At 59.2% G+C, this 22,905-nt stretch carries 24 protein-coding genes; 15 read left to right on the top strand and 9 right to left on the bottom strand.

Annotation, left to right across the window (positions count from 1 at the left end; all coding sequences use genetic code 11):
• Positions 1-190: 190 nt before the first annotated feature.
• The 4 genes from ACW9UQ_RS00185 to ACW9UQ_RS00170 are packed head-to-tail and all read left to right on the top strand — an operon-like array spanning position 191 to position 2,498.
• The gene (locus ACW9UQ_RS00185) at positions 191-1,081 is read left to right on the top strand and encodes a cation diffusion facilitator family transporter (RefSeq protein WP_458928967.1); all 891 of its coding nucleotides are present in this window, start codon (positions 191-193) and stop codon (positions 1,079-1,081) included.
• A gap of 46 nt (positions 1,082-1,127) precedes the next feature.
• Positions 1,128-1,802 (top strand): CDP-diacylglycerol--glycerol-3-phosphate 3-phosphatidyltransferase, encoded by a 675-nt coding sequence (gene pgsA / locus ACW9UQ_RS00180; RefSeq protein ID WP_458928966.1) that lies wholly within the window; start codon positions 1,128-1,130, stop codon positions 1,800-1,802.
• Between the two features lie 2 nt (positions 1,803-1,804).
• The gene (gene moaD / locus ACW9UQ_RS00175) at positions 1,805-2,050 is read left to right on the top strand and encodes a molybdopterin converting factor subunit 1 (RefSeq protein WP_458928965.1); all 246 of its coding nucleotides are present in this window, start codon (positions 1,805-1,807) and stop codon (positions 2,048-2,050) included.
• Position 2,051: 1 nt separating this feature from the next.
• Entirely contained in the window at positions 2,052-2,498 is a 447-nt protein-coding gene (locus tag ACW9UQ_RS00170; protein WP_458928964.1) for a molybdenum cofactor biosynthesis protein MoaE, read from the top strand.
• Here the strand turns inward: ACW9UQ_RS00170 and ACW9UQ_RS00165 are convergent.
• The 3 genes from ACW9UQ_RS00165 to ubiA all read right to left on the bottom strand — a co-directional run bounded on the left by ACW9UQ_RS00165 (position 2,485) and on the right by ubiA (position 6,205).
• The gene (locus tag ACW9UQ_RS00165) at positions 2,485-2,811 is read right to left on the bottom strand and encodes a hypothetical protein (RefSeq protein WP_458928963.1); all 327 of its coding nucleotides are present in this window, start codon (positions 2,809-2,811) and stop codon (positions 2,485-2,487) included. The genes ACW9UQ_RS00170 and ACW9UQ_RS00165 overlap by 14 nt on opposite strands.
• On the bottom strand, positions 2,808-5,144 hold the full coding sequence (locus ACW9UQ_RS00160; RefSeq protein WP_458928962.1) for an OmpA family protein: 2,337 nt from the start codon (positions 5,142-5,144) through the stop codon (positions 2,808-2,810). The genes ACW9UQ_RS00165 and ACW9UQ_RS00160 overlap by 4 nt, the downstream gene beginning before the upstream one ends.
• A 62-nt stretch (positions 5,145-5,206) precedes the next feature.
• The gene (gene ubiA, locus ACW9UQ_RS00155; RefSeq protein ID WP_458928961.1) at positions 5,207-6,205 is read right to left on the bottom strand and encodes a 4-hydroxybenzoate octaprenyltransferase; all 999 of its coding nucleotides are present in this window, start codon (positions 6,203-6,205) and stop codon (positions 5,207-5,209) included.
• A gap of 30 nt (positions 6,206-6,235) precedes the next feature.
• On the opposite strand from ubiA, the gene ACW9UQ_RS00150 reads away from it, so the two are divergent.
• From ACW9UQ_RS00150 to ACW9UQ_RS00120, 7 genes are all read left to right on the top strand, one after another.
• Positions 6,236-6,952, top strand: coding sequence for a 16S rRNA (uracil(1498)-N(3))-methyltransferase (locus tag ACW9UQ_RS00150; protein WP_458928960.1), 717 nt, complete (start codon positions 6,236-6,238; stop codon positions 6,950-6,952).
• A 109-nt stretch (positions 6,953-7,061) separates the two neighbouring features.
• A complete protein-coding gene (locus ACW9UQ_RS00145) occupies positions 7,062-7,502 on the top strand; it encodes a hypothetical protein (RefSeq protein ID WP_458928959.1) in 441 nt (146 codons plus the stop codon).
• The gene (locus ACW9UQ_RS00140; protein WP_458928958.1) at positions 7,499-8,041 is read left to right on the top strand and encodes a hypothetical protein; all 543 of its coding nucleotides are present in this window, start codon (positions 7,499-7,501) and stop codon (positions 8,039-8,041) included. The genes ACW9UQ_RS00145 and ACW9UQ_RS00140 overlap by 4 nt, the downstream gene beginning before the upstream one ends.
• Positions 8,042-8,117: 76 nt before the next feature.
• Positions 8,118-9,488 carry a glutamate--cysteine ligase gene (locus ACW9UQ_RS00135; RefSeq protein ID WP_458928957.1) on the top strand — a complete coding sequence of 457 codons (1,371 nt, stop codon included), beginning with the start codon at positions 8,118-8,120 and terminating at the stop codon, positions 9,486-9,488.
• Between the two features lie 150 nt (positions 9,489-9,638).
• Positions 9,639-10,331, top strand: coding sequence for a phosphatidylserine decarboxylase (locus ACW9UQ_RS00130; protein ID WP_458928956.1), 693 nt, complete (start codon positions 9,639-9,641; stop codon positions 10,329-10,331).
• A gap of 4 nt (positions 10,332-10,335) precedes the next feature.
• Positions 10,336-11,100 (top strand): CDP-diacylglycerol--serine O-phosphatidyltransferase, encoded by a 765-nt coding sequence (gene pssA / locus ACW9UQ_RS00125; protein ID WP_458928955.1) that lies wholly within the window; start codon positions 10,336-10,338, stop codon positions 11,098-11,100.
• Positions 11,090-11,707 (top strand): class I SAM-dependent methyltransferase, encoded by a 618-nt coding sequence (locus ACW9UQ_RS00120; RefSeq protein WP_458928954.1) that lies wholly within the window; start codon positions 11,090-11,092, stop codon positions 11,705-11,707. Before pssA ends, ACW9UQ_RS00120 begins: the two co-directional genes overlap by 11 nt.
• 125 nt (positions 11,708-11,832) lie before the next feature.
• Here the strand turns inward: ACW9UQ_RS00120 and ACW9UQ_RS00115 are convergent, their stop codons facing one another.
• From ACW9UQ_RS00115 to nth, 3 genes are all read right to left on the bottom strand, one after another.
• Positions 11,833-12,201 (bottom strand): HIT domain-containing protein, encoded by a 369-nt coding sequence (locus ACW9UQ_RS00115; RefSeq protein ID WP_458928953.1) that lies wholly within the window; start codon positions 12,199-12,201, stop codon positions 11,833-11,835.
• Positions 12,202-12,327: 126 nt separating this feature from the next.
• Positions 12,328-13,314 (bottom strand): adenosine kinase, encoded by a 987-nt coding sequence (locus ACW9UQ_RS00110; protein ID WP_458928952.1) that lies wholly within the window; start codon positions 13,312-13,314, stop codon positions 12,328-12,330.
• The gene (nth, locus tag ACW9UQ_RS00105) at positions 13,311-13,955 is read right to left on the bottom strand and encodes an endonuclease III (protein ID WP_458928951.1); all 645 of its coding nucleotides are present in this window, start codon (positions 13,953-13,955) and stop codon (positions 13,311-13,313) included. Before nth ends, ACW9UQ_RS00110 begins: the two co-directional genes overlap by 4 nt.
• A 115-nt stretch (positions 13,956-14,070) precedes the next feature.
• Between nth and ACW9UQ_RS00100 the strand changes: the two genes are divergently transcribed.
• The 4 genes from ACW9UQ_RS00100 to ACW9UQ_RS00085 all read left to right on the top strand — a co-directional run bounded on the left by ACW9UQ_RS00100 (position 14,071) and on the right by ACW9UQ_RS00085 (position 18,660).
• Positions 14,071-14,895: a methylated-DNA--[protein]-cysteine S-methyltransferase gene (locus tag ACW9UQ_RS00100; protein WP_458928950.1), complete on the top strand. Its 825-nt coding sequence runs from the start codon at positions 14,071-14,073 to the stop codon at positions 14,893-14,895.
• Positions 14,896-15,052: 157 nt separating this feature from the next.
• Positions 15,053-15,694: an OmpA family protein gene (locus ACW9UQ_RS00095; RefSeq protein WP_458928949.1), complete on the top strand. Its 642-nt coding sequence runs from the start codon at positions 15,053-15,055 to the stop codon at positions 15,692-15,694.
• Between the two features lie 270 nt (positions 15,695-15,964).
• Positions 15,965-17,584, top strand: a complete 1,620-nt coding sequence (locus ACW9UQ_RS00090) for a phosphate ABC transporter substrate-binding/OmpA family protein (protein WP_458928948.1) — start codon at positions 15,965-15,967, stop codon at positions 17,582-17,584.
• A 50-nt stretch (positions 17,585-17,634) separates the two neighbouring features.
• The gene (locus tag ACW9UQ_RS00085) at positions 17,635-18,660 is read left to right on the top strand and encodes a type 2 periplasmic-binding domain-containing protein (RefSeq protein ID WP_458928947.1); all 1,026 of its coding nucleotides are present in this window, start codon (positions 17,635-17,637) and stop codon (positions 18,658-18,660) included.
• Between the two features lie 764 nt (positions 18,661-19,424).
• Here the strand turns inward: ACW9UQ_RS00085 and ACW9UQ_RS00080 are convergent.
• The 3 genes from ACW9UQ_RS00080 to ACW9UQ_RS00070 form a co-directional block, all read right to left on the bottom strand.
• Positions 19,425-20,051 carry a hypothetical protein gene (locus tag ACW9UQ_RS00080; RefSeq protein WP_458928946.1) on the bottom strand — a complete coding sequence of 209 codons (627 nt, stop codon included), beginning with the start codon at positions 20,049-20,051 and terminating at the stop codon, positions 19,425-19,427.
• 350 nt (positions 20,052-20,401) lie between these two features.
• Positions 20,402-22,603: a 3-hydroxyacyl-CoA dehydrogenase NAD-binding domain-containing protein gene (locus ACW9UQ_RS00075; protein WP_458928945.1), complete on the bottom strand. Its 2,202-nt coding sequence runs from the start codon at positions 22,601-22,603 to the stop codon at positions 20,402-20,404.
• Positions 22,596-22,901: a hypothetical protein gene (locus ACW9UQ_RS00070; RefSeq protein WP_458928944.1), complete on the bottom strand. Its 306-nt coding sequence runs from the start codon at positions 22,899-22,901 to the stop codon at positions 22,596-22,598. The genes ACW9UQ_RS00075 and ACW9UQ_RS00070 overlap by 8 nt, the downstream gene beginning before the upstream one ends.
• Between the last annotated feature and the right edge of the window lie 4 nt (positions 22,902-22,905).

The raw sequence follows: 22,905 nt of genomic DNA, 5'->3' as shown, positions 1-22,905 counted from the left end.
CCCCGCCCCCCCCCCCCCCCCCCCCCCCCCCCCCCCCCCCCCCCCCCCCCCCCCCCCCCCCCCCCGGCCCGGCCTTTGGGCCGGGCGGGATGTTGGTTCAGTGCGGTTCTTTAACCCGCAGCGCTCGTTCTGTTGGCAATCCCGGCCTGAATAGGGGAAACAGGGCCTTTAAGGGCACAAGGGATTCGGCATGCTGCAACGCATCGCATTGGCCAGTATCGGCGTCGGGATCGTCGTTCTGACTCTCAAAGGGCTGGCGGCCTGGCTGACCGGTTCTGTCGCGCTTCTGTCCGATGCGCTGGAAAGCATCGTCAATGTCGCCACAGCCATCGTCGCCTTTCTGGCCATCCGCTACAGCCAACGCCCGGCAGATGCCAATCACCCCTATGGCCACCAGAAGGCCGAATATTTCGCAGCCCTGATTGAGGCAATACTGATCGGCGCGGCTGCCTTTGCGATCATCCGCGAGGCGATTGTTGCGCTTGGGGCGGGCCGTGTCGTCTATGTCTCGAACGCTGGATTGGCACTGAACCTTGTCGCAAGTCTGATCAATGCGGCCTGGTGCGCGGTGCTGCTGCGCCAGGGCCGACGGTTGAAATCCCCGGCATTGGTCGCCGACGGGACGCATCTTTTGACTGACGTCGTCACCTCGGCCGGGGTTCTGGTCGGTGTGCTGGTCGCCCGGGCCACCGGCATCTGGTGGTTGGACCCGCTGCTTGCCCTGCTGGTCGCGGTGAATATCCTCTGGTCCGGCTGGGCGCTGCTGCGATCCTCACTCGGCGGGCTGATGGACATGGCCCCGCCCGAAGAAGACCTGCAAAAAATGCGCGCCATCATCGCCGAGGCTGGGCAGGGCGCGTTGCAGGCACATGACCTTCATTCCCGCCATTCAGGCAACCTGACATTCATCGAGTTTCACCTGATCGCACCGGCTGACATGACCGTGGGCGAAAGCCACGATATCTGCGACTGGATCGAGGATGGTTTGCGGGCCGAGTTCGGCAATTGCCGCATCACCATCCATGTTGAACCCGAAGCCAAGGCCGAACGTCACGCAATTGCGATGCAACCCCCCTCTTGATCCTGGCCCCATCCCCCGCGATAACAGGGCGTCAAGGAGCAGCCGGATGCCAATCAACCTTCCCAATATTCTGACCATTCTGCGTCTGCTGGCTGCACCCGGTGTCGCTTTTGTCTTTCTGCTGGCCGATCGCCCGACGGCGGATTGGATCGCCCTGATTTTGTTCGTGACGGCTGCGCTGACGGATTTCTTCGATGGCTGGCTGGCACGGCGCTGGAATCAGATCAGCGCCTTTGGCCGTATGCTGGACCCGATTGCGGATAAGGCGATGGTGGTGATCGCGCTGGCCGTGATCCTTGGCTTTTCCGGAATGCAGGCCGTGTTGGTGGTGCCTGTGACCCTGATCCTGTTCCGCGAGGTATTCGTATCCGGCCTGCGCGAATATCTGGGCAACAAAGCCAAGGAACTGCGCGTGACGCTGCTGGCCAAGTGGAAGACCACGGTCCAGATGCTGGCGATTGCAGCCCTGTTTTACATGGGTATTGCGCAGTGGAAATATGAAGTCATCGCCTATCAGTTCGACCCGTATCACGCCGATCAGATCATCAGCGGCGCGGTCGAGGATGAGTTTGGTCTGGTGGGGCGGGCCGACCATTATATCCTGGCACGAAACAGCGCCCTGGCCCTGATCTGGGTCGCGGCAGTGATGACGGTTCTGAGCGGTATCGACTATTTCATCAAATCGTTGCCGCTGCTGCGCGAGCAGGAGCAGGAGGGATAAGTATGGATATCCTCTATTTCGCATGGCTTAGGGAACGCATCGGCGTGCCGCGTGAAACGATCGAGACCACGGCCGCAACAGTCGCCGATCTGGTTGAGGAACTGCGCGCGAGAGAACCGCGCTATGACGCGGCCTTTGCCGATATGCGTGCGGTGCGGGTGGCTTTGGATCAGGAACTGTCGCAGATGGACGCGTCGCTGGATGGCGTGCGCGAAGTGGCGTTCTTTCCGCCGATGACCGGAGGCTAAGGTGGCGGTTCGGGTCCAGACCGAAGATTTCGATATCGGTGCAGAACTATCCGCGCTGCGCGCCGGGCGCAGTGATATCGGCGCGCTGGTCAGTTTCTCCGGTCTGGTCCGGGATACCGCCCAAGGCCAGCCCATCACCGCGATGGAGTTGGAGCATTACCCTGGCATGACCGAAAGGGCGCTGGCCGGGATTGAGGCAGAAGCCGTGTCGCGCTGGTCACTGCAGGCCTGCCTGATCATCCATCGCTATGGCGCGCTGGCACCCGGGGATCAGATCATGATGGTCGCCACCGCCGCGCCGCACCGGGCCGATGCGTTTGCAGCAGCCGAGTACCTGATGGATTTCCTGAAATCCCGCGCGCCCTTCTGGAAGAAAGAGGCCACCGCTGACGGTGGCCGCTGGGTCGATGCGCGCGAAGAGGACGAGGACGCCCTCAGCCGCTGGTAGCTTCGTCCAGTTTCATCTGCAACTCGCGGGCTTCGCGCCGTGCATCGCCCAGCCCGTCCATTGCGGCCTCAAGCTCTGCCTGAGCTTGGGTCAGACGGCGGCCCAGATCGTTTTCAACCTCGGCCAGACGGGCCTGCGCATCGTCACGCTCTGCCTCGCAGGCCTTGGCATATTCCGCCCATTCGCTGTCTGCCAGTGGTTCAGGCGGTGGCGGCGGGTTCAGCAGATCAAAGATCCACCGCAGGATCCAGCCCAGAACAATGGCCGCGAACAGGGCGGCGGCGATGGTCAATGTCAGTTGCTGCTGGTTCATTCGTTTGTCACTTCTTCCAGATCGCGAGGCCGTGGGCGAAGCTGGCCATCGGTGCCAGCTTCCGTGTCGTCCCCGTCATCCGTCTCGGTTTCCACGGCTGTTTCGGTGTCGTCAGAGTCTTCTGTCGCTGAGGGCGTAGTGCTTTCCGTCGGCGCGGGGGAGGGGGCCTCGGCCTCGCTGCCCTCGCCGTCCGTGGCGGAGGGTGTTGCGCTCTCGCTCACAGGTGGTTCGTCGTTTGCCGCATCTTCGGTCGCAGCCACATCGCTGTCCCCGTCCTCACTATCAGCCTCAGCGGCGACCGCGCTGTCTTCACCGCCCGGTTCAGTGGACGTATCGTCGGTTGTTTCAGCATCGGCATCGGATGCAGCAGCGGTTTGGTCATCGGTTGCCTGGCCCTCATCGTCCTGATCTTCAGTCTCAGTCGTTTGGTCGGTCGCGTCCGCTACCTCTTCCGCGGTGTCTTCGTCCTCGCCCGCCAACATAACCTCACCGCTGCCCTCGGCCCCTTGTTCTTCGCCGTCACGGATCAGCCGGAACTCGATCCGGCGGTTGGCGGCGCGCCCGGCTTCTGTGTCGTTATCGGCCACCGGCAGGGTTTCGCCATAGCCCTTCGCGGTCAGAAACACCTGATCGACGCCGCGCTCCAGCAGGGCGTCCAGAACCTTGCTCGCTCTTGCCTGGCTGATCGCAAGGTTGGAGCTTTCGCGGCCCTGCGAATCGGTATGCCCGCCAATTTCGAACCGCGCCCCGGGGCAATCCTTCAGGACCGTAACAACCGCGTCGACAATCCCTTCGCTTTGTGTGTCGATCTCTGTTGCGCCAGGGGGGAACTGGATCTGATTTGTGACAAAGATGGCTGCGATCTGCTGTTCGCAAAGCTCTGCCCGCTGTTCGCTGACCGCCCCGGTTTCCTCACGCGGATTGACGGTGATCGCGGTCTGAACCACGCCCTGACCGGCCAGCCGAGCCTGCAGCAGCATGCGCAGGGCTGGTTCAACGTCGTCAGTCTGCGCCTCGCCTGAGATCCGGACAGAGGTCTCGGTAATCGTCGCCTCACCGACATTCAGCAGCGCCAGCGCTTCCACACCGGCCAGCACGCGGGCCGACCAGCCGCTGGGTAAATCCTCCCGCCGGGTGGTGTCCGAAATCACTGAGTCAAATCCGAAATGCGCCCGCGCAATGGCCTGCGCCGCTTCGCTCAGCGTCCGGTCGGGCAAATCACCGCGCAATGTCACGCTGCCATCTTCGCCGCGTGTCGCAATCAGTTGCGGCGGCGGCAATTCCTCGACCACCGGTGCTGCCACTGGTTCGGCGGGTAAGGTCGCGTGCAGCGTATAAAGTTCGGGCAAAGCCGCTGCCAGCACTGTCGTCGCCCTAGTATAGGTGGTTTCGTCCGTTCCAGGCAAAGCGGTCAGGTGGATATCGGCGTTTTCGACCCGCAGCGACCCACCGCCAAGCGTCTCAAGCGCCTTAAGCGCCTGCACGACCGAAGCGGTCCATTTTGGTCCCGGCGCACCCAGCCCCAGTCGGCAGCCTGTCGTCGTCAGGTTCCAGGGTGCGAGTGCGTCCTGCAATTTTTGCGCCGCGGCCTCCGATGGGGCCGCGCAGCGGGTCAACTCGGCCGTTGTGCCATCCACTGTCACGGCGAAATCGAACGGCGCGATTGTGGGCAGGGGCGCATCGATCTGCACCTCAACCTCAATGCCCGAGGGTTGCAGCCGTTCCAGTTCCTCGCGCAGGTCCTCTGCAGACTCGGCGGTTTGGGCGACGGCGAACAAACGAACCTTGCCGGGGGTGATGGCCGCATTGCCGTTCTGAAACTTGGTCATGGCCCGCAGCGCGAAATCAAGGCTTTCGCGCCAGCCGCCTGGGACCGAGAAATCGCGCATCTCCAGCATGTCGGTGATTGCCAGATCGGCGACGCCGTCCAGCCGGTCCGCCACAATCCCAGCACCCGCGCCCTTAGGTGCCTGTCCGATCAGCGAAACCGAGGAACCGTTGCGCAGGATCTCCATCGAGAAGCTGGGAACCGAATGCGAATCTTCACCCGCCAGAATCGACTGATCCTTGATGCGGTTGCCCGCAAAGGACGCGCTAAGCGCTTCCAGCACGGCAAAGCGGTCACGCTCGCTGGGTGCACGGCCATAAAGATTGACGATCAGGCCATCAACGGTGACCGTGGTCCATTTGCTGTCTACATCCTTCAGGGCTGTCACCACCTGCTCTTCGGTCATCGTCTCAAACGCGCCGACCGCGCCCCGCGCCGAAAGCGCAGCCAGCCCGGCAGAGCCGAACAGGGCTGCGACGGCAAAAACAACTGCAGTTGTGCGCATCAGTTTATCCTTAGGACACGTGATTCCAAGCCGTGCGAAATTCGCATCTCAGGCCCCGGGCTTCAAGCGATTGCCGCCAACGCCATTGCAACAGCAAAGGCCGCAACCGGGATCAGGCCTGCATCGCGGTTGGACTGAAACAGGGCATGGCATCGCTCCGGGTCGTCGATATCCAGTCGTCGCAGCTGCAAAGTCATGTGCCAACCAAAGCCCCAGGCACCGAAAAGCGCAATCAGCAAAGGCAGCGGGCCAATATCGATCAGGGCTTCGATCACAGCGATGCCCATAAGCGAAACACTGCCGATGGTGAACAGAACCAGCCAGCGCCCGGTATGGCGTCCAAACAGCCGTGCGGTCGAACGAACGCCGATCAGCGCGTCATCTTCCTTGTCCTGATGTGCATAAATCGTGTCATAGAACAGCGTCCAGCAGATCCCCGCGCCATAAAGCCAGACCGCTGGCCAGCCCAGATCGCTGTAATGCGCCGACCAGCCCAACAGGGCACCCCAGTTGAAGGCCAGGCCCAGAAACAACTGCGGCCACCAGGTAAAGCGTTTGGCATAGGGGTAGATCAGCACCAACCCAAGCGAGGCAATCGCCAGCATGATCGCAAACGGATAAAAGGTCAGCAGCACCAGAAAGGCCAGCGCCGCCTGAAGCACCATCCAGACAATCGCCTGTTTTATGGTCACCTGCCCCGAGGGCAGGGGGCGGGACTTGGTGCGCTCCACCTGTGCGTCGAAATGCACATCCGTGATGTCATTCCAGGTGCAGCCCGCTCCGCGCATTAACAGCGCACCGATGGCGCAGCCAAACGCGTACCACAAATCCCACCAGGTGCCTCCGAACGGGTCAGCCGCAACCGCAAGGCCGATGCCCCAGAAGCACGGCAATAACAACAGCCATGTGCCGATTGGGCGATCCATCCGCGACAGGCGCAGATAGGGGAGCAGGGCCGGCGGCGCATGGGTATCAACCCAATTTTCCGGCATTGCATCTGCGACCCGACCTTCGGTACGTTCCTCGAAGGCGGCGGTAGGGTTAGTCTGCTCGTCACTCATCAAGGCGCAACTTACAGGAAACTTTCAGGCGTGAAAATCAGGCTTTTTGTACAGGCGTCGCTTTGTCCCGGGGCAGAGGTCACTTTGACAACGCAGGCGCATTATCTGGCCAATGTGCTGCGCTGTCAGCCGGGGGATAGGGCCTATCTGTTCAACGGTCAGGACGGCGAATGGCAGGCTGAGATCACCGATCTGTCCAAGCGCCAGGCGATACTGCGCTGCCAGACGCAAACCGCCCCGCAGCGTATGCCGCCCGATCTTTGGCTGTGCTTTGCTCCGATCAAGAAAGCACGCACTGACTTTATCGTCGAAAAAGCCGCCGAGCTGGGCGCGGCCCGCATTCAGCCGGTGATCACGCAACTGACCAATTCCGAGCGGGTCCGCACAGATCGCCTACAGGCCCATGCGGTCGAGGCCGCAGAGCAATGCGGCGGCACCTTTGTACCAACAGTGGCCGAGCCGGTCAGGCTGGACAGTTTGCTGTCCGACTGGCCTGGGGACCGGCGACTGATGTTCTGCGACGAAAGCCTGACCGCTCATCCGGCGCAGGTGGCGCTTTCTGAACAGGACGCTGGGCCCTGGGCCATTCTGATCGGCCCCGAAGGCGGTTTCAGCCCCGATGAAGCGGCCCGCTTGCGCCAGATGCCGCAAACACTGCCCGTAACACTTGGGCCGCGTATCCTTCGCGCCGACACAGCGGCTGTTACGGCGCTCAGCCTTTGGCAGGCGGCGCTGGGGGATTGGTAAGCCCGGCGTTTTGTTGCCTTCAACAGTTAGAAACGCGACAGATTGGCGGTTATTATACTCGACAGGCCACCCGACTTGCCGCAAAGTCAAGTGGGGGTTAGGGTGTGTCATGAGTGAAATCCAACTTAAACGCGCAGTCATGATTGTCATTCTGGTGTTCCTGCCGCCATCGCTGGCGGCGGCGATGATTGCCAGTGGCATACAGATACCTTTGGTTGCGGTTGTTGTTGCCTCGGTCGTTGCCTTGCTGATCGTCAGCATCTTTCGGCCCGGATCCGGTTTTGTTGACGCCGATCCTGATGACCTGCCGGTCTATGACGGCGCGCTGTCACTGGATCAGATTGGTCAGGTAGAGGTCCTGCAAACCGATTCGCGCATCTGGATTGTCTATGACCGTTTCGGCAAAGCCTTCCGTCTGGAGCTTGACAGCTTCAACGGTCAGAAACTCCGCGATCTCTTGCAGGATAAGGCCGATCTGACCGTGCTGGACGAAGCCGCAGATGACGACACCATCGTCACCGTATGGCGTCAATCTGCTCGGGCGGGATGATCCGGCGCGACCTGTCCGACTGGTTTTCCACGTTACGCTTCAATCTTCTGGAAGTGATCAGCTTTCTGATCGTCGCGGGCCTTGGTCTGGGGCTCGCCTGGAGCGCAATGCGGCAGGGGGGCTGGCTGACCGCTGCTATCGGCCTTGTGATCGCCGCGGTTGCCCTTGCCTTTCTGTTTGTCATCCTGATGGTTGCACGCACCCGAAGCGACAGCAGCGCCCCCGGTATCGTCGAGATCAGCGAAAGGCGCATCGCCTATCTGGCACCAAAGGACGGGGCCGTGATTGATCTCGATGAGGTCACCCGCATTGACATCCGAACAACCGATAGCGGCCCGTTTGCCCCTGATGTCTTCTGGGTCTTTACCGTGGACGGGCAGGGCCTGGTGACCATCCCCACGAATGCCCGCGACGCCGGTGACATCATCGGTGTGATCGACGGTCTGCCCGGCGCCTCCATGCAGAATGTCATCGCGGCAATGACCTGCACCGAGAACGCAACTTTCCCCATCTGGCAGGCAGAACCTCGACAAGCCTGACGCACAACCTATGTAGGCCTTGCAGAAGGGCGTCCGTTTCCCTACGCCTGCCTGACCCTTGTGACGGAGTGCCCTTATGTCCATCCCTCAATCCGGTGGCGGACCCATCGAAAGCTTTGACCAGTTGGCCGGTTATCTGGAATCCGGCTGCAAACCGAAAGCCGACTGGCGCATCGGCACCGAGCATGAAAAGTTCGGCTATTGCGAAGATACCCTTTTGCCATTGCCCTATGACGGCCCGCGCTCCATCCGCGCCATGCTCGAAGGGCTGCGCGATACCTATGGCTGGGCGCCCGTGCTGGAGGGGGAGAATATCATCGGCCTGACCAAGGGCGGGGCCAATGTCTCGCTGGAACCGGGCGGGCAGTTGGAGCTGTCCGGCGCACCGCTGGAAACCATCCACGAGACCTGTGACGAGGTGAATGAACATCTGCGCGAGGTGCAGTCCATCGCCGACGGGATCGGCGCGCGCTTCATCGGGCTTGGGGCTGCCCCGGAATGGACGCATGACCAGATGCCGATGATGCCCAAGGGGCGTTACAAGCTGATGACCGGCTATATGAATACGGTCGGCACCCACGGGACACAAATGATGTACCGCACCAGTACGGTGCAGGTGAACCTGGATTTCGCGTCCGAGGCTGACATGGTGCAGAAATTCCGCGTCAGCCTGGCTATGCAACCGGTGGCGGTGGCGCTATTTGCGTCCTCGCCGTTCTTCGAAGGCAAGCCCAACGGCCATGTCAGCTGGCGATCCCGCATCTGGCGAGGGCTGGATGACGCCCGCACCGGCATGCTGCCCTTCGTGTTCGAGGATGGCATGGGCTTTCAGCGCTACGTTGACTATGCCCTCGATGTGCCGATGTATTTTGTCTATCGCGACGGGGTGTATATCGATGCCCTCGGCCAGTCCTTCCGCGATTTTCTGAACGGGGACCTGCCTGCGATGCCGGGCGAAAAACCCACCCTGTCCGATTGGGCGGATCACCTGACCACGATTTTCCCTGAGGTCCGGATCAAGAAATTCATGGAAATGCGCGGTGCGGATGGCGGCCCATGGCGGCGTCTCTGCGCCTTGCCGGCGCTTTGGGTCGGGCTCTTGTATGACACCGCCTCGCTGGACGCGGCCTGGGATCTGGTGAAAGACTGGACGGAAGGAGAGCGTGAGGCTTTGCGTGTCGATGCCTCCGTCCACGGTCTGAAGGCCGAGATTCGCGGCCGCTCCCTCCATGATATCGCGCGTGAGGTTGTGGCCCTGTCCCATGCCGGTCTGAAAGCCCGCGCCCGTGCCGGTGCCGGTGGCCTGCTGGCTGACGAAACCCACTTCCTCAACGCCCTTCATGAGATCATCGATAGCGGCCAGACCCAGGCCGATGAGATGCTGGCCAAGTATCACGGCGACTGGCAAGGCGATTTGACCCGAATTTATGGCGAGTACAGCTATTGATCTGGTGTCCCGCTGCGGTTTGGGCGCCTGAATATCGCTGTTAAAGCTCGCGCTCGGGTGCATTGACCGGCCAGCAAACGGCGATCTCAATTGCACCCGGCGTCATTGCAGGCTAATGATCCGAACCCGCACATCATAAGGCCTGCTCGCATGAAAATGCATGAAACCGTCCTGAAGCCGATGCACCCCGAGGGGTGGCGGTTTGTCGGAATTTTCGCGGTCATCACCCTGGCGTTGTTCTGGCTTTGGGGCCCGCTGGGCTGGGTCGGGCTTTTGCTGACCATCTGGTGCTACTATTTCTTCCGCGATCCGGTACGGCAGGTGCCACAGCGCGACGGACTGATTGTCAGTCCTGCGGATGGTGTCGTCTCGATGATTGAACAGGCGACCCCGCCCGCAGAGCTGGAGGTGCAAAGCGGCCCCCTGACGCGGATCAGTGTGTTTATGTCGGTCTTTAACGTGCATGTGAACCGCACGCCGACGGACGGCGTGCTGAAGCGAATGGTCTATAAACCGGGGAAATTCTTTAACGCCGCACTGGATAAGGCGAGTGAGGATAATGAGCGGAACTCGCTGGTCCTGACCCTGCCAGATGGGCGGTCGCTGATCGTTGTGCAGATCGCTGGTCTGGTGGCGCGGCGGATCCTGCCTTTTGTGAAGGAAGGGGATGCGCTGGTCACCGGGCAACGCTTTGGCCTCATCCGCTTTGGCTCGCGCCTGGATATCTATCTGCCGAATGATGTCGCACCGCTGGTTGCGGTCGGCCAGACCATGATCGCAGGCGAGACGGTGCTGGCGGACCTTTCGTTGTCCGAGCCACCACGCCCAGTGCGGGCAGACTGAGCCAATGAGCGACCGAAAGGCAACCTCCCGCCTGCCCGATGTGCAGACGCTGACGCAACAGATCCCCAACATGCTGACGCTGGGCGCCATCTGCGCCGGGCTGACCGCGATCCGCTTTGCGATGCAGGGGCGGTATGAGACAGCCACGGCGCTGATCCTGCTGGCGGCTTTCCTTGATGGGATCGATGGTTCTATCGCGCGCCTGCTTAAATCGGAAAGCCCGCTGGGCGCAGAACTGGATTCGCTGGCCGATTTCGTGAATTTCGGGGTGGCGCCGGGGCTGTTCGTCTATCTCTGGGCGCTGCAGGACGCCAAAAGCGAAGGCTGGATCGCCGTGCTGATCTTTGCCATTGGCTGTGTGCTGCGTCTGGCGCGGTTCAATGTCGACCAGAAAACCCCGAAAGACGCCCATGATCCAACCCATTTCGTCGGGGTGCCCGCCCCGATGGGGGCCTTGCTGGCCTTGTTTCCCTTCGCCCTTACCCAGGTGATCCCGGGTGAGGGCGCGCCGCATGTGGCACTGATTTCGCTCTGGATGGTGTTTGTGGGCTTCCTGTTTATCAGCCGGCTGCCGACGCCAAAGCTGAATGCCGTAAGGGTTGCAACAGCAAAAGTCCGCTATCTGCTGATCGGCGTGATGGCCCTGCTGGCAACGCTGTTCACCTTCCCCTGGGTTGTGCTGGCCCTTGTGGATGTAGGGTATCTCGGGCTATTGGGGTATCTTGCATTGCAGATGCGGAAAATGCGGGTGGGGCAGGATGAAGATTGAGGCTGTGCAGGCGTCATACAGACGTTGGGCACCAATTTATGATACCACCTTCGGGGCAATCACAAAACACGGACGGCGCAAGGTGCGGGCTCATATGCAGGGCCGCGAAGGCAGTCTATTGGAGGTCGGCGTCGGCACCGGCCTGTCGTTGCCGCTTTATGAGCCTCCACTAGATGTAACCGGCATCGACTATAGCGCCGAAATGCTGAAACGTGCCGAAACCCGCGTCCGGCGGCAGGCGCTTGACCATGTCTCAGACCTGCACCAGATGGATGCGCGGACGCTCAAATTTGACGATGCCAGTTTTGATTGGGTGGTCGCATTGCACGTCCTATCGGTCGTGCCCGAGCCCGAGCGTGTGGTCGCCGAGATGGCTCGGGTTTGCCGACCGGGCGGGCAGGTGCTGATCGTCAATCATTTCTCGGGCAGCAATAAATTCCGCGGCGCTGGTGAGAAAATCGTCAGCCGCCTGAACAACGTGTTGGGTTGGGAAGCCGATTTCCCGATTGACCGGGTTCTGGGTGATGATCGGTTAAAAGAGGTAAAGCGTGACCGCCTGCCTCCCGCAGGTATTATGACGTGGCTTGTGCTTGATAGGTTGTCCTGACTGGACACCTCGCGTCCCAATCTCCCGTAAAGCGAGGCGCCATACCCCCTGCTCAGAGCGTCATGCGAAACCTTGAATCATCTAACGCGGACTGAGATCATAGATTTCCACGTCAAAGCTAAACGCTAAGACGGGCTCAACATCCGCCCCAGAACCTTCCCGCCCAGAATATGCACATGCAGATGTGGCACATCCTGCACACCGGCGGTCATTGCATTGGCGATCAGGCGGTAGCCGTCAGTCGGGGCGACCCCCAGTTGCTGGCAAAGCTTGCCGATGGTGCGGACATAGTCGGTGATCTCGGCGTCACTTGCCTCGGATGCAAAATGATCAAAGGTCACATAAGGCCCCTTCGGGATCACCAACACATGCACAGGTGCCTGCGGTGCGATATCCTCAAACGCGAGCGTGTGTTCTGTCTCTATCACCGTCTTGTTGGGAATATCGCCGCGCAGAATCTTGGCAAAGATATTCTGGTCGTCATAGCTGTACATCGCGTTGTCCTGAGTTCACGGGCCCAATCTGCGCAGCAACCTAGCACGCATGCCGCGAATTGAAATGGCTTATGCTGTCCCGACCCTTCGGTTTCCGAAGGACCGCGAAAGGCCCCAATAGGCGCGTCAGAGCAGACCAAGCGTCTCGAAGCGGTGCTTCAGGTTGATCTTTGGACGCGGGCCGATCTGCCGGATCACCTCAGCAGCGACCGCAGCCCCCATCCGGCCGCACAATTCCAGCCCGCAGTCATTGGCCAGTCCGTAAATAAACCCGGCAGCAAAGCCATCACCAGCGCCCGTCGCATCAACAGGCACGATTTTCTCTATCTCAATCTCAACCCGCTCTTCGCCCCGGATCAGCGTCACCCCATCGCCCGACCTTGTGCAAACCACCAGCGGGCAGTGGCGGCGGGCATATTCCAACGCCTCTTCAACATTGGTTTCATAAAGCGCCTCCCACTCCTCCTGATTGCCGATCACGTAATCCAGCGAATTCACCAGCCGCTGGAAATCAACGCGATGGCGGGTCACGCAGAACGGATCAGACAAAGAGATACCGGCATGACCACCGACCTTGTGGGCGGTCTCGGCAGCCAGTTCGAACGCCGCCTTGCCGCTGTCCTTGTCATAAAGATAGCCTTCAAGAAACAGGATATAGCTTTGTTCGACCTGCGCCTGATCCACATCATCCGGGCCCAGTTCCGACGAAATCCCCAGATAGGTATTCATGGAGCGTTCGCCATCTTCGGTCACGAAAATCATCGAGCGCGAGGTTGGCAGATCAGCCCCCTCAACCGGCGGGTTGATGAAGCTGGTGCCGTCATCCTCCATCCCGGCGGCATAGAACCGGCCCAGAGCATCATTGCGCACCCGCCCGATAAAACCAGTCGAAAGGCCCAGGTTACCGAGGGCGGCCAATGTATTGGCCACGGACCCGCCGGGGGCCTGGGTGCGCTCATCCATGGCGGCATAAAGCGTTTCGGCCCGCTCTTTCTCCACAAGCTGCATGATACCTTTCTCGATCCCCATGATATCGAGAAAATTGTCATTGGTTTCGCTGAGCACATCGACAATCGCATTGCCGATCCCCATCACGTCATATTTGCGGTTCATGCGGCTTTCTCCTCGAATGCGCAAAGGTCGTTTATCAGACAGTCGGCGCAGCGCGGTTTGCGCGCCAGACAGATATAGCGGCCATGCAGGATCAGCCAGTGATGGGCATGCTGCTGGAATTCCGCGGGGATGTTATCTTCGATGGCGCGTTCCACCACATCGACATTCTTGCCCGGCGCGATGCCGGTGCGGTTGCCGACCCGGTATATATGGGTATCCACCGCCTGCGCGGGATACCGGAACCACATGTTCAGCACCACATTCGCCGTCTTGCGCCCCACCCCGGGCAAGGAGGCAAGAGCCGCGCGGGAAGAGGGCACCTCACCATCAAACTCATCGACCAGCAAACGCGCCATCTTTATCACGTTCTTGGCCTTATTCCGATAAAGGCCGATGGTCTTGATGTGTTCAATCAGCGCTGCTTCGCCCAGATCCAGCATCTTTTGCGGCGTATCCACCTTGGCAAACAACGCCCGCGTCGCCTTATTGACGCCCTTGTCGGTGGCTTGTGCGGACAGCGCAACGGCGACCAGCAAGGTGTAGGCATTTACATGCTCCAACTCGCCCTTCGGCTCCGCCTCGGCGTCGCGAAAGCGGCTGAAGATTTCTTTGATCGTGCGGTAGGGAAGCTGTTTGGCCATGTTCTGTCCCTTGGCATAGCCAGAGCAAACGGGCAAGCGTCTGGTCGGTTTTCGCGCAAGAAACGGGTCGCGGCAGGGCCTTGCAGATGGCAGATTGGCCGCCGAAAGGATGATCATGGAACGCACAGCATATCATTATGACGTTATGGGCCGCGCGCTGGCGCATATCGAAGGCACAGTGACTGATCAGCCGTCACTGGACGAGGTTGCCAAAGCGGTTGGCCTGAGCCCCGCACATTTTCAGCGCGTGTTTAGCCAATGGGTCGGTGTTAGCCCAAAGCGCTATCAGCAATACCTGACGCTGGACCTGGCCAAGCGCATGTTGGCAGAGCGGTTTACCTTGCTCGATACCGCGATGGAGGCCGGTCTGTCAGGCACCAGCCGCCTGCACGACCTGTTTCTGCGATGGGAGGCGATGACGCCGGGAGAATTTGCCCAAGGAACCGAGATTTTCTGGGATTGGACCGAAAGCCCCTTTGGCGATGCCCTCGTGATGGCGACCGATCGCGGGATCTGTGGTCTTGCCTTCACCGCAGAAACGGGCCGCGATGCCGCCCTTGCCGATATGATGGCGCGCTGGCCGAATGCGCAGTTTCGCCAGGGCGATCCGCGTCTGAACGATTGGTTGCAGGCCATATTCGAAGCCAGGGGCGAGGCTCAGCTCCACCTGATCGGCGCCCCGTTTCAGCTAAAGGTCTGGGAGGCGTTGCTGCGCATCCCCACCGGTCATGTCACCACCTATTCCGAGATTGCCCAGTCGGTCGGTAACCCCAAGGCCGTGCGCGCCGTCGGAACCGCCGTCGGCCGTAACCCGGTCAGCTGGCTGATCCCCTGCCACCGGGCCTTGCGCAAATCCGGCGCGCTGGGCGGCTACCACTGGGGCCTGCCGCTCAAACGCGCGTTGCTGGCCTGGGAGGCGGCGCGCCACGATGCGGCGTAAATCCGTAGTCTTTCGAAACAGACTGAAACCTGCCGAAATAAATAGGCGAAAAACGGCACCTGATTGTGAGAATTGAACCTTTCCCGTTGCGATAACGTCTGATTTGCGTTGGAACTCCGATAAACGGAGCAGAAAGAACAAATGAAGGGTGATTCGAATGTCTTTCTCTAAAATGACGCTGACAGTTGTGGTAGGATCAGCATTGGCGCTAAGCGCCTGTACCAACCCCGACGGGACAACCAACAACACCGGAACCGGCGCAGCCATCGGCGGCCTGCTGGGCGCAGTGACAGGCGCTGCTGTTTCCGACAATGACCGCAAAGGTGCAGTGATCGGCGGGATCGCTGGCGCGGCCCTTGGCGCAGGTGTTGGCAACTATCTGGATCGCCAGCAGAAAGCGCTGCAGCGTGATATCGGCGGCTCCGGTGCGCAGATCATCAATACCGGTGACAAGCTGGTCGTTCGCATGCCCGAAGGCATCCTGTTCGCCACCGAAAGCGCCAATGTGAAACCTGCGATCCGCAATGACCTTATTGCTGTTGCGCGCAACCTGAACGAATTCCCGAACAGCACCGTTCAGGTCGTTGGCCACACCGACAACACCGGCAGCACCTCGTTCAACCAGAACCTGTCAGAGCGCCGCGCACAGGCCGTCTCTGCAATCCTGCGTCAGGGCGGTGTATCCGGCTCGCGCCTGGCCGTGTTCGGCCTGGGCGAAAGCCAGCCGATCGCATCCAACGGCTCGGCCGCCGGCCGCGCACAGAACCGCCGGGTCGAGATCGTCATCATCCCACGCTGATCCGATCATTCTGATCTGAAGTTGGGCGGGGCCGTAGGTCCCGCCTTTTCTGTTTCGTCCTACGAATTTTGCGAATCACAATGTGAGTGCAAGTCAGCCCATAGGGCGCGCGCACAGCATCGAAAACAAAACATGGCTTTATCGTTAGTATGATTAACAATTTACCAAGACAACGACGCCTCAATCTGGTAGTCTCACGCGACTGGGGAAAGTTGGCCCATTTATGCCGCAATGGCGTGCTTAAACATGGGTTAAGGAGGTAAAAACGACATGCGTTCGAATTCAAACCCTTTGAGCCTGCGGCGGGACAAAGACACGACTGCACGCCATATCCTGGCCAGGGCATGGTCGGGTCTGACACTTCCCTGTCTGTCGGTTGCAATGATACTTGGTGCAGGGACCGCCATCTCTCAGGTGGCGCTGACCACGCGAGACGGCTCGGTCAGCATCAGTGGTGAACTCGTTTCGTTTGAGAATAACCAATACACGATAAGAACCGTTCTGGGCGAACTTATCATCGACGGTGAGACCGTAGTCTGCGCTGGCGAAGATTGCCCGCAGGCAAGCTATGCGATGGGCGAGACAATAAGTCTGGCTGGATCTGCGGTGTTGTCGGGGTCTTACCTCTATAACATTCTTGACGAATATGCGCTTGATATCGAAGCCAACCTGCTGACTGAAACGGATGCAGATGGATCGATGCGGTATCGTTTAGAAAGCGATTCCGAAGAATTGATCCTTGCTGTTGATGTCGCATCAATGGAGCCGGATGCGGCATTCGACGCGTTGCGCGGCGGCAAGGCGAACATGATCCTGACATCGCGCCGGGCCAGAAACTCTGAGATTGAAGCGTTTATTGACGCAGGATTAGGCGATATCACCGCCGGTAATGCGGAGACGATTGTTGCGCAGGACGGGCTGGTGGTCGTGGTGTCACGGGACAATCCGGTACGCAATCTGACAATCGAACAACTCGACGCGATTTTTTCGGGCAGGGCCAAAAACTGGTCACAACTGGGTGGCGACGACAGCGATATTGAACTGATCTTGCCTCCAGCGGCGTCCGCCGTCAGCAGCGCGTTCTATACCACTGTACTGGAACCGAACTTTTCCGACTATGCCAGCGGTGCGACCCGCGCAGGCAATGTCGCAGATATTGCCAGAATGGTCAGCCAAAACCCAGCTGCGATCAGCATAACCTCCAGCGCAGTGTTGGGTGACGCCAAGGCTCTGCAGGTGCGTTCAGGATGCGGCATGGTGGCGGAACCGGCCGAGTTTACCATCAAATCCGAGGATTACCCGATGTCGCGCCGGCATTACGCTTACACAAAGCCGGGTCAAAGCACGGTGCATATGGACAACATCGTTGCGCTGATGCTGCAGCGGCCTCAGGCTGCGCGCGGTGCGGGGCTGGTGGCGCTTGATACTGTCTCCAGCGATCTCAACGATGCGGGTAAACGCCTTGGCTTCGCGCTTGTTGATCCGGCTCAGACAGGTGAATTGAACAACCTGCGTAGTTTTGTCGGACAGGTTCTGGACGCCCAACGACTGTCAACAACCTTCCGCTTCGGTTTGGGTTCCAGCCAGTTGGACAACAAGGCGCGCGCCGACGCCATCCGATTGGCGCAGCTGCTGCAAGAGCCGCAGTTTTCAGGGCGCGAAGTTTTGCTGATCGGCTTTACCGACTCCATTGGCCGAAGCGACGTGAACCTGCTTCTGTCCCAGCGCCGTGCGCAGCAGGTTCTGGATGAGCTTGCAGCCTCCGGTGTTACGATCTCGGAAGAAAAGAAGATCGAGGTTCTTGGCTTTGGTGCGTCGTCACCGATTGCCTGCAACACCGAAGATCAGGGCCGAGAACTGAACCGCCGTGTCGAAGTATGGCTGCGGTGAGGGGGTATAAACTTATGATGAAGTCAAACTTCAAAAAGGACGGCATTGGCATGCTCCACCGCCGCAGTTTCCTCCGTACGACCGGCCTAGGACTGGCCGGCACGCTCGCTGCCCCCGCAATCCTGCGGGCGCAGCCGCTGCAGCTTTCGATGGCCGACTGGGCCGCGCCAAGGATCGGCGAAAACATGGGCGCGCCCTGGCGTGAAGAGATCGAACGCCTGACCGATGGCCGCGTTGTGATCAACGCTGTGCCGCCACCGGGCCCGCCGCCCGCAATGCTGGACTTTTTGCAGGAAAACAAGCTGGACGTCAGCTATTCGATTCACGGCTATGAGGGGCCGGACCACTTCCTGCGGGCCCGCGTCGGCCAGTTCTCATTCCTCGGTGACGGCTATTCGGCGTCGCAAGCCTTTAACAAGGTCTACGGCAAGCTGCTGGACGGCTGGGACGAACATACCGAGTTCAACGTTGAAACCCTGGGCGTGTTCCAGCACGGCCCCGGTGTCCTGATGCTGCGCAACAAGGAAATCCGCGGACCCGAGGATTATGCCGGACTGAAACTGCGCGTGCCGGGCGGCTATATCAGCAACTTGTTGCAGGACCTGGGCGTGGAGCCGATCCCGACCTCACCCACCGAAGTGCGCGACAAGTTGCAATCTGGCGAGATTGACGGCGTGGCATTCCCTGTTTCGGGTGCCAACGCGTTCAAGTCGGTGGATCAGATCACCTCCGTCGCGCAGATGCCGGGCGGGTATTACAACGCCACTTTCTTCATGGCGATGAGCAAATCCGCAGCAGAGCGGATCGGCCCGGCAGACATGGAGATCATCCGCAATTATTCGCGCCAGACACTGCATGTGCTTGCTGCCAAGGCCTTCGATTATGACGACTATCTAGAAGAGCAAGTGCTGCGCGATCGCGGCGTGACCTTCTTTGATGCGGATGATGCGCATATCGCCTTTATCAAGGAAAAAGCCGATGCCTATGAGAAAAAATGGGCAGAGCAGGTGGCTGCTCAAGGGTATCAGGGCGAGAAAGCTCTGGCCTTTACACGACGTCTGACAAGCGGCGCCTGACGCTGAGCTTCTGTTAAATAGCAAAAGGGCGGGCCACAAAGCCCGCCTTTTTTGTTGGGTTCTTATAGCATCTCGCGAAATACCTGATACATCAATCATCATCTAACGCGTTGAAATCTATTATTTTGGGCAGCGTTGGATGATTCAGATTTTTCGCATGACGCTTTAAAGCGTTTCGGGATAAACCTGAGACAAAAGATTATCCTGAAACGCAGTGATAAGCCGATAGGGTGTACGCGTTTCGATTTTATGTGATGTCTCAAGGTAAACTCGAAACGCTTTAATGCTGAAAATGACTGGCTTCGGGTGACGTTGCGGGTCGACCGCTACGATGTAGCCCGGTTTGACCGATGCTGCATAACGTACGGATGTCTGCCATCGAGCGCAGACCCAAGCCCTTCAACAACGTCTGCGTTTGGACGGAATTTGTGGCAGCGTCAAACGAGGTGTTTTGCCGGCATTCCCAAGAACGCGAGCGTTGAACGGGTTATTTACGTCTAAACAAACGCCCAAACAGGGATGGTTTCTTTTCCGGTTCGGACACTACTACAGTTTCATAGGCCACTTGTTGGCTAATATCACCAGGTTGCATGCCTTGATCGCGCTCAATTTCCGCGATCGGAGCGAGCGCAATTTCTTCATAGAGTAATGGCCCTTCCAGATCACAATTCAGTCGGTTTGAGTAGGATGGCGAACTATTAAAGCGTTTCGAGTTTACCTTGAGACATCGCATAAAATCGAAACGCGTACACCCTATCGGCTTATCACTGCGTTTCGGGATAAGCTTGTGTCTTAGGTTTATCCCGAAACGCATTAAGATCAAATGGATTAGGTTCAATAATCTCTGTCGCTTCCAAGAGACCAAGCCCATTCTCAGCCGCATCCTGCAATGCCCTGACGAAAACATTGCGATGTTTGCCGGGAAACATCGCGTCAATTTCGGGCTTTACTGATGGATTGCTTTCCATGTCCGCGAGTAGAGCCGAAACCTTGTCGGCAGGAATGAACCCACCTCCTGCGTAGCTTGTCATCTGGAAATCATTACGCGCGCTGTCAATCAATGACGCATTCGGCGCAATATCCCGCCAACTTTTGAGGTATGGGGCAATAGTGTCAGGGTTCATCAACGAAAACCCACATTTACGCAGATAATAAAATTTCCGAAAATATCCTTGGATCGCAGCCAACCGAAAGGCGTGAAAGCCGTTAAATGTATCGTCGGGCCCCGGATTTTGCGCGGAATCAAGGTATTCTGTGTAGCTTTCAAGCCAAAACGGGTCGACATTGTGCTGTTCTAACATCGCGGCACGGTCGCCGCCGTCGATCATGTCAAAATACCAAAGGTGCATTTGCTCTTCGGAAATCGGGTGAAAGCTGACATCATGGCCCATGGGGATTCTCTTTATTCAAGTAGGCGCGAAAACCACTCCGCGCGTTCTTCGTTTGTGATCTTACAGAGCAAACTGTTCGACACCCAAATGAATGTCAACTGGACCAAGCTGTGATCAGATCGCTTACGCAACAATGGCTTAGTCAGCTACAACTGTCCCAAAATGGCCTAGCTTGGTCAGCCTTGCTACCCGTGTAACCTGCGAGGATTCAGGTTTTGCGACCAAAAATTAATTGGTTGCCATGCGCTCAACGGCAAAATTTTTCGCATCACAACAACTTAGCGCCATAGCGCCCGCGCACAAAAAAAGGGCGGACTACATGTCCGCCCTTCTTAATGAATGCGCTCGGATCAGGCCGCAGCTTGCTCTGGCCCAAAGCGTCCGTAGAAAGTCTCGCCTTTCTCGGCCATGTCGCGCAGCAGGGCAGGGGCGGCGAAGCGGTCGCCGTGGTCGGTCTGCAGCGCATTGCAGATCTCAACCGCCTTGCCTGCGCCGATCATATCCAGCCAGCTGAGCGGGCCACCTGACCAGGGCATGAAGCCCCAGCCAAGAATGGCACCGACATCGCCTTCGCGGATATCCATCAGCACGCCATCCTCCAGCGCACGCACCGCTTCGAGCACCTGCGCCATGATCAGGCGGTGCTGCACCCGCGTCAGGTCAGGCTGATCGTCGGCATTCGGCCAATTTTCCCGCAGACCTTCCCACAGGCCGGTGCGCTTGCCTTTGTCGTCATAGGCATAGAACCCGGCTTTGGATTTGCGGCCCAGACGCCCTTCGTCGAATAGCTTGAACAGAACTTCATCCTGCGCATCGTCATAGGCCTCGCCCATGGCCGCTTTGGTCGCCTTGGCGATCTTAACACCCAGATCAATCGAGGTTTCGTCATTCAGCTGTAGCGGCCCCAGCGGCATGCCCATCTGCTTGGCGGCGTTCTCGATCAGGGCAGGTTCGACCCCCTCGGCCACCATCCGCAGACCTTCGTTGATGTAAGGGATGATGCAGCGATTGGCATAGAAGAACCGCGCGTCGTTCACCACAATCGGCGTCTTGCGGATCTGGCGCACGAAATCCAGGGCCTTGGCCACCGCGATATCGCCGGTTTCTTTGCCCTTGATGATCTCAACCAGCATCATCTTATGCACCGGGCTGAAGAAGTGGATACCGATGAAATTCTCCGCATTGCGGCTGGCCTTGGCCAGTTCGGTGATCGGCAGGGTCGAGGTGTTGGTGGCGAAAATCGCATCCTCGGCGATCTGGGCTTCGGCCAGTTTGGTGACCTCGGCCTTGATGCCGGGGTCTTCGAACACGGCCTCGACGATCAGATCAGCGCCTTGCAGGGCGCTATAGTCCGGCGTGGCAGTGACGCGCGCCAGAACCTCATCGCGTTTCTCGGGCGTGGTTTTCTTGCGCTTCACGCCTTCGTTCAGAATACCTGCGACGGTTTCCTTGCCGCGATCCGCAGCCTCCTGATCGCGGTCCATCAACACAACCTCGATCCCCGCCATGGCCGAGACATAGGCGATGCCAGCGCCCATCATTCCAGCGCCCAGAATACCGACCTTCTTGACCGACTGATCCGGCACAGCAGGCCGCACAGCCCCTTTTTCAAGCGCTTCCTTGTTGATAAAGATCGATCGGATCATCGCGGCCGAGGACGGGTTCATCAGCACATTGGTGAACCAGCGCGCCTCAATCCGGATGGCGGTGTCGAAATCAACCAAAGCACCTTCGTAGATCGCCGACAGCATCGCCTTGGCTGCTGGATAAACACCCTGGGTCTTGCCGTGTACCATCGCATTGGCCCCGACAAAGGTCATGAAGCCTGCCGGATGGTAAGGTGCACCACCGGGCATCTTATAGCCCTTCTGGTCCCATGGCTTGACGATATCCGCATCCGTTGCGCTCAGCACCCATTCCCTGGCGCGGGTCAGCAACTCATCTGCGGGGACAACCTCGTCAATCAGACCTGCCGATTTGGCCTTGGCGGGCGCAAGCATCTTACCTTCCAGCAAGGTCGGAGCAGCCGCCATTGCGCCGACTTTGCGCGACACCCGGGTGGTGCCGCCCATGCCGGGGAAAATACCGACCATGATCTCGGGCAGGCCGATCTTGGCCTTGGGATTGTCGGCGGCAAAGATGCGGTGGCAGGCCAGCGGAATTTCGAACCCGATGCCAAGCGCTGTGCCGGGCAGGGCTGCGGCGATAGGCTTGCCGCCCTTGTTGGTTTTGGCATCCATGCCTGCACGCTCGATCTTGCGCAGGATGGCATGGGTGGCCATCAGCCCATCGAACAAGCCCTTGGCCGGGTTGTCACCGGCGCCTTCCTTCATCTTTGCAATAATGTTCAGGTCCATGCCACCGGCAAAGCTGTCAGGCTTGCCGCTGGTGATCACAGCGCCCTTGATGCTGTCATCTGCCAGCACCTCGTCGATCATCTGATCAAGCAGTTGGAACCCTTCCAGGTTCATCACATTCATGGACTTGCCTTCGGTGTCCCAGGTGATCACCGCGACGCCATCGGCACCTTTGTTCAGGGTAAAGTCAGCCATCTGTTTCTCCTTTTCGCGCTGTTTTGGCAGCGGCGATATGGTCTTTGATCTCGTCCAGCATCTTTCGCGGGTCCTGCGCGTCGATGCTGATATGTGTGAAATAGTCGAAGCTCTGTCTGTCGACGGCACTTGCCGGATCGCCGTTCCGCCGAAAGACGATCTGCAACGCATTGTCATGTAGACGGATCAGCTTTCCGTCATACATGACCGTCAGATCCAGCCCCTCGATGCCCTCAGCCAGCGCCAGGGCATGAACCCTGGGGAATGGATGCGCATCACCGATGGGCCAGGTCGTCATCGGC

The sequence above is a fragment of the Halovulum sp. GXIMD14793 genome (assembly GCF_054457435.1).
This window is presented reverse-complemented; position numbering and strand designations above follow the sequence as displayed.

Excerpts from the sequence above, each read along its gene's own strand:
- moaD (WP_458928965.1), top strand. The coding sequence starts at position 1,805 with ATGGATATCCTCTATTTCGCATGGCTTAGGGAACGCATCGGCGTGCCG.
- ACW9UQ_RS00090 (WP_458928948.1), top strand. The coding sequence starts at position 15,965 with ATGCGTTCGAATTCAAACCCTTTGAGCCTGCGGCGGGACAAAGACACG.
- ACW9UQ_RS00075 (WP_458928945.1), bottom strand. The coding sequence starts at position 22,603 with ATGGCTGACTTTACCCTGAACAAAGGTGCCGATGGCGTCGCGGTGATC.
- ACW9UQ_RS00110 (WP_458928952.1), bottom strand. The coding sequence starts at position 13,314 with ATGAACCGCAAATATGACGTGATGGGGATCGGCAATGCGATTGTCGAT.
- pgsA (WP_458928966.1), top strand. The coding sequence starts at position 1,128 with ATGCCAATCAACCTTCCCAATATTCTGACCATTCTGCGTCTGCTGGCT.
- ACW9UQ_RS00120 (WP_458928954.1), top strand. The coding sequence starts at position 11,090 with ATGAAGATTGAGGCTGTGCAGGCGTCATACAGACGTTGGGCACCAATT.
- ACW9UQ_RS00085 (WP_458928947.1), top strand. The coding sequence starts at position 17,635 with ATGCTCCACCGCCGCAGTTTCCTCCGTACGACCGGCCTAGGACTGGCC.
- ubiA (WP_458928961.1), bottom strand. The coding sequence starts at position 6,205 with ATGAGTGACGAGCAGACTAACCCTACCGCCGCCTTCGAGGAACGTACC.
- ACW9UQ_RS00165 (WP_458928963.1), bottom strand. The coding sequence starts at position 2,811 with ATGAACCAGCAGCAACTGACATTGACCATCGCCGCCGCCCTGTTCGCG.
- ACW9UQ_RS00070 (WP_458928944.1), bottom strand. The coding sequence starts at position 22,901 with ATGACGACCTGGCCCATCGGTGATGCGCATCCATTCCCCAGGGTTCAT.
- ACW9UQ_RS00160 (WP_458928962.1), bottom strand. The coding sequence starts at position 5,144 with ATGCGCACAACTGCAGTTGTTTTTGCCGTCGCAGCCCTGTTCGGCTCT.
- ACW9UQ_RS00140 (WP_458928958.1), top strand. The coding sequence starts at position 7,499 with ATGATCCGGCGCGACCTGTCCGACTGGTTTTCCACGTTACGCTTCAAT.
- ACW9UQ_RS00185 (WP_458928967.1), top strand. The coding sequence starts at position 191 with ATGCTGCAACGCATCGCATTGGCCAGTATCGGCGTCGGGATCGTCGTT.
- ACW9UQ_RS00080 (WP_458928946.1), bottom strand. The coding sequence starts at position 20,051 with ATGGGCCATGATGTCAGCTTTCACCCGATTTCCGAAGAGCAAATGCAC.
- ACW9UQ_RS00100 (WP_458928950.1), top strand. The coding sequence starts at position 14,071 with ATGGAACGCACAGCATATCATTATGACGTTATGGGCCGCGCGCTGGCG.
- nth (WP_458928951.1), bottom strand. The coding sequence starts at position 13,955 with ATGGCCAAACAGCTTCCCTACCGCACGATCAAAGAAATCTTCAGCCGC.
- ACW9UQ_RS00145 (WP_458928959.1), top strand. The coding sequence starts at position 7,062 with ATGAGTGAAATCCAACTTAAACGCGCAGTCATGATTGTCATTCTGGTG.
- ACW9UQ_RS00130 (WP_458928956.1), top strand. The coding sequence starts at position 9,639 with ATGAAAATGCATGAAACCGTCCTGAAGCCGATGCACCCCGAGGGGTGG.
- ACW9UQ_RS00095 (WP_458928949.1), top strand. The coding sequence starts at position 15,053 with ATGTCTTTCTCTAAAATGACGCTGACAGTTGTGGTAGGATCAGCATTG.
- pssA (WP_458928955.1), top strand. The coding sequence starts at position 10,336 with ATGAGCGACCGAAAGGCAACCTCCCGCCTGCCCGATGTGCAGACGCTG.
- ACW9UQ_RS00135 (WP_458928957.1), top strand. The coding sequence starts at position 8,118 with ATGTCCATCCCTCAATCCGGTGGCGGACCCATCGAAAGCTTTGACCAG.
- ACW9UQ_RS00115 (WP_458928953.1), bottom strand. The coding sequence starts at position 12,201 with ATGTACAGCTATGACGACCAGAATATCTTTGCCAAGATTCTGCGCGGC.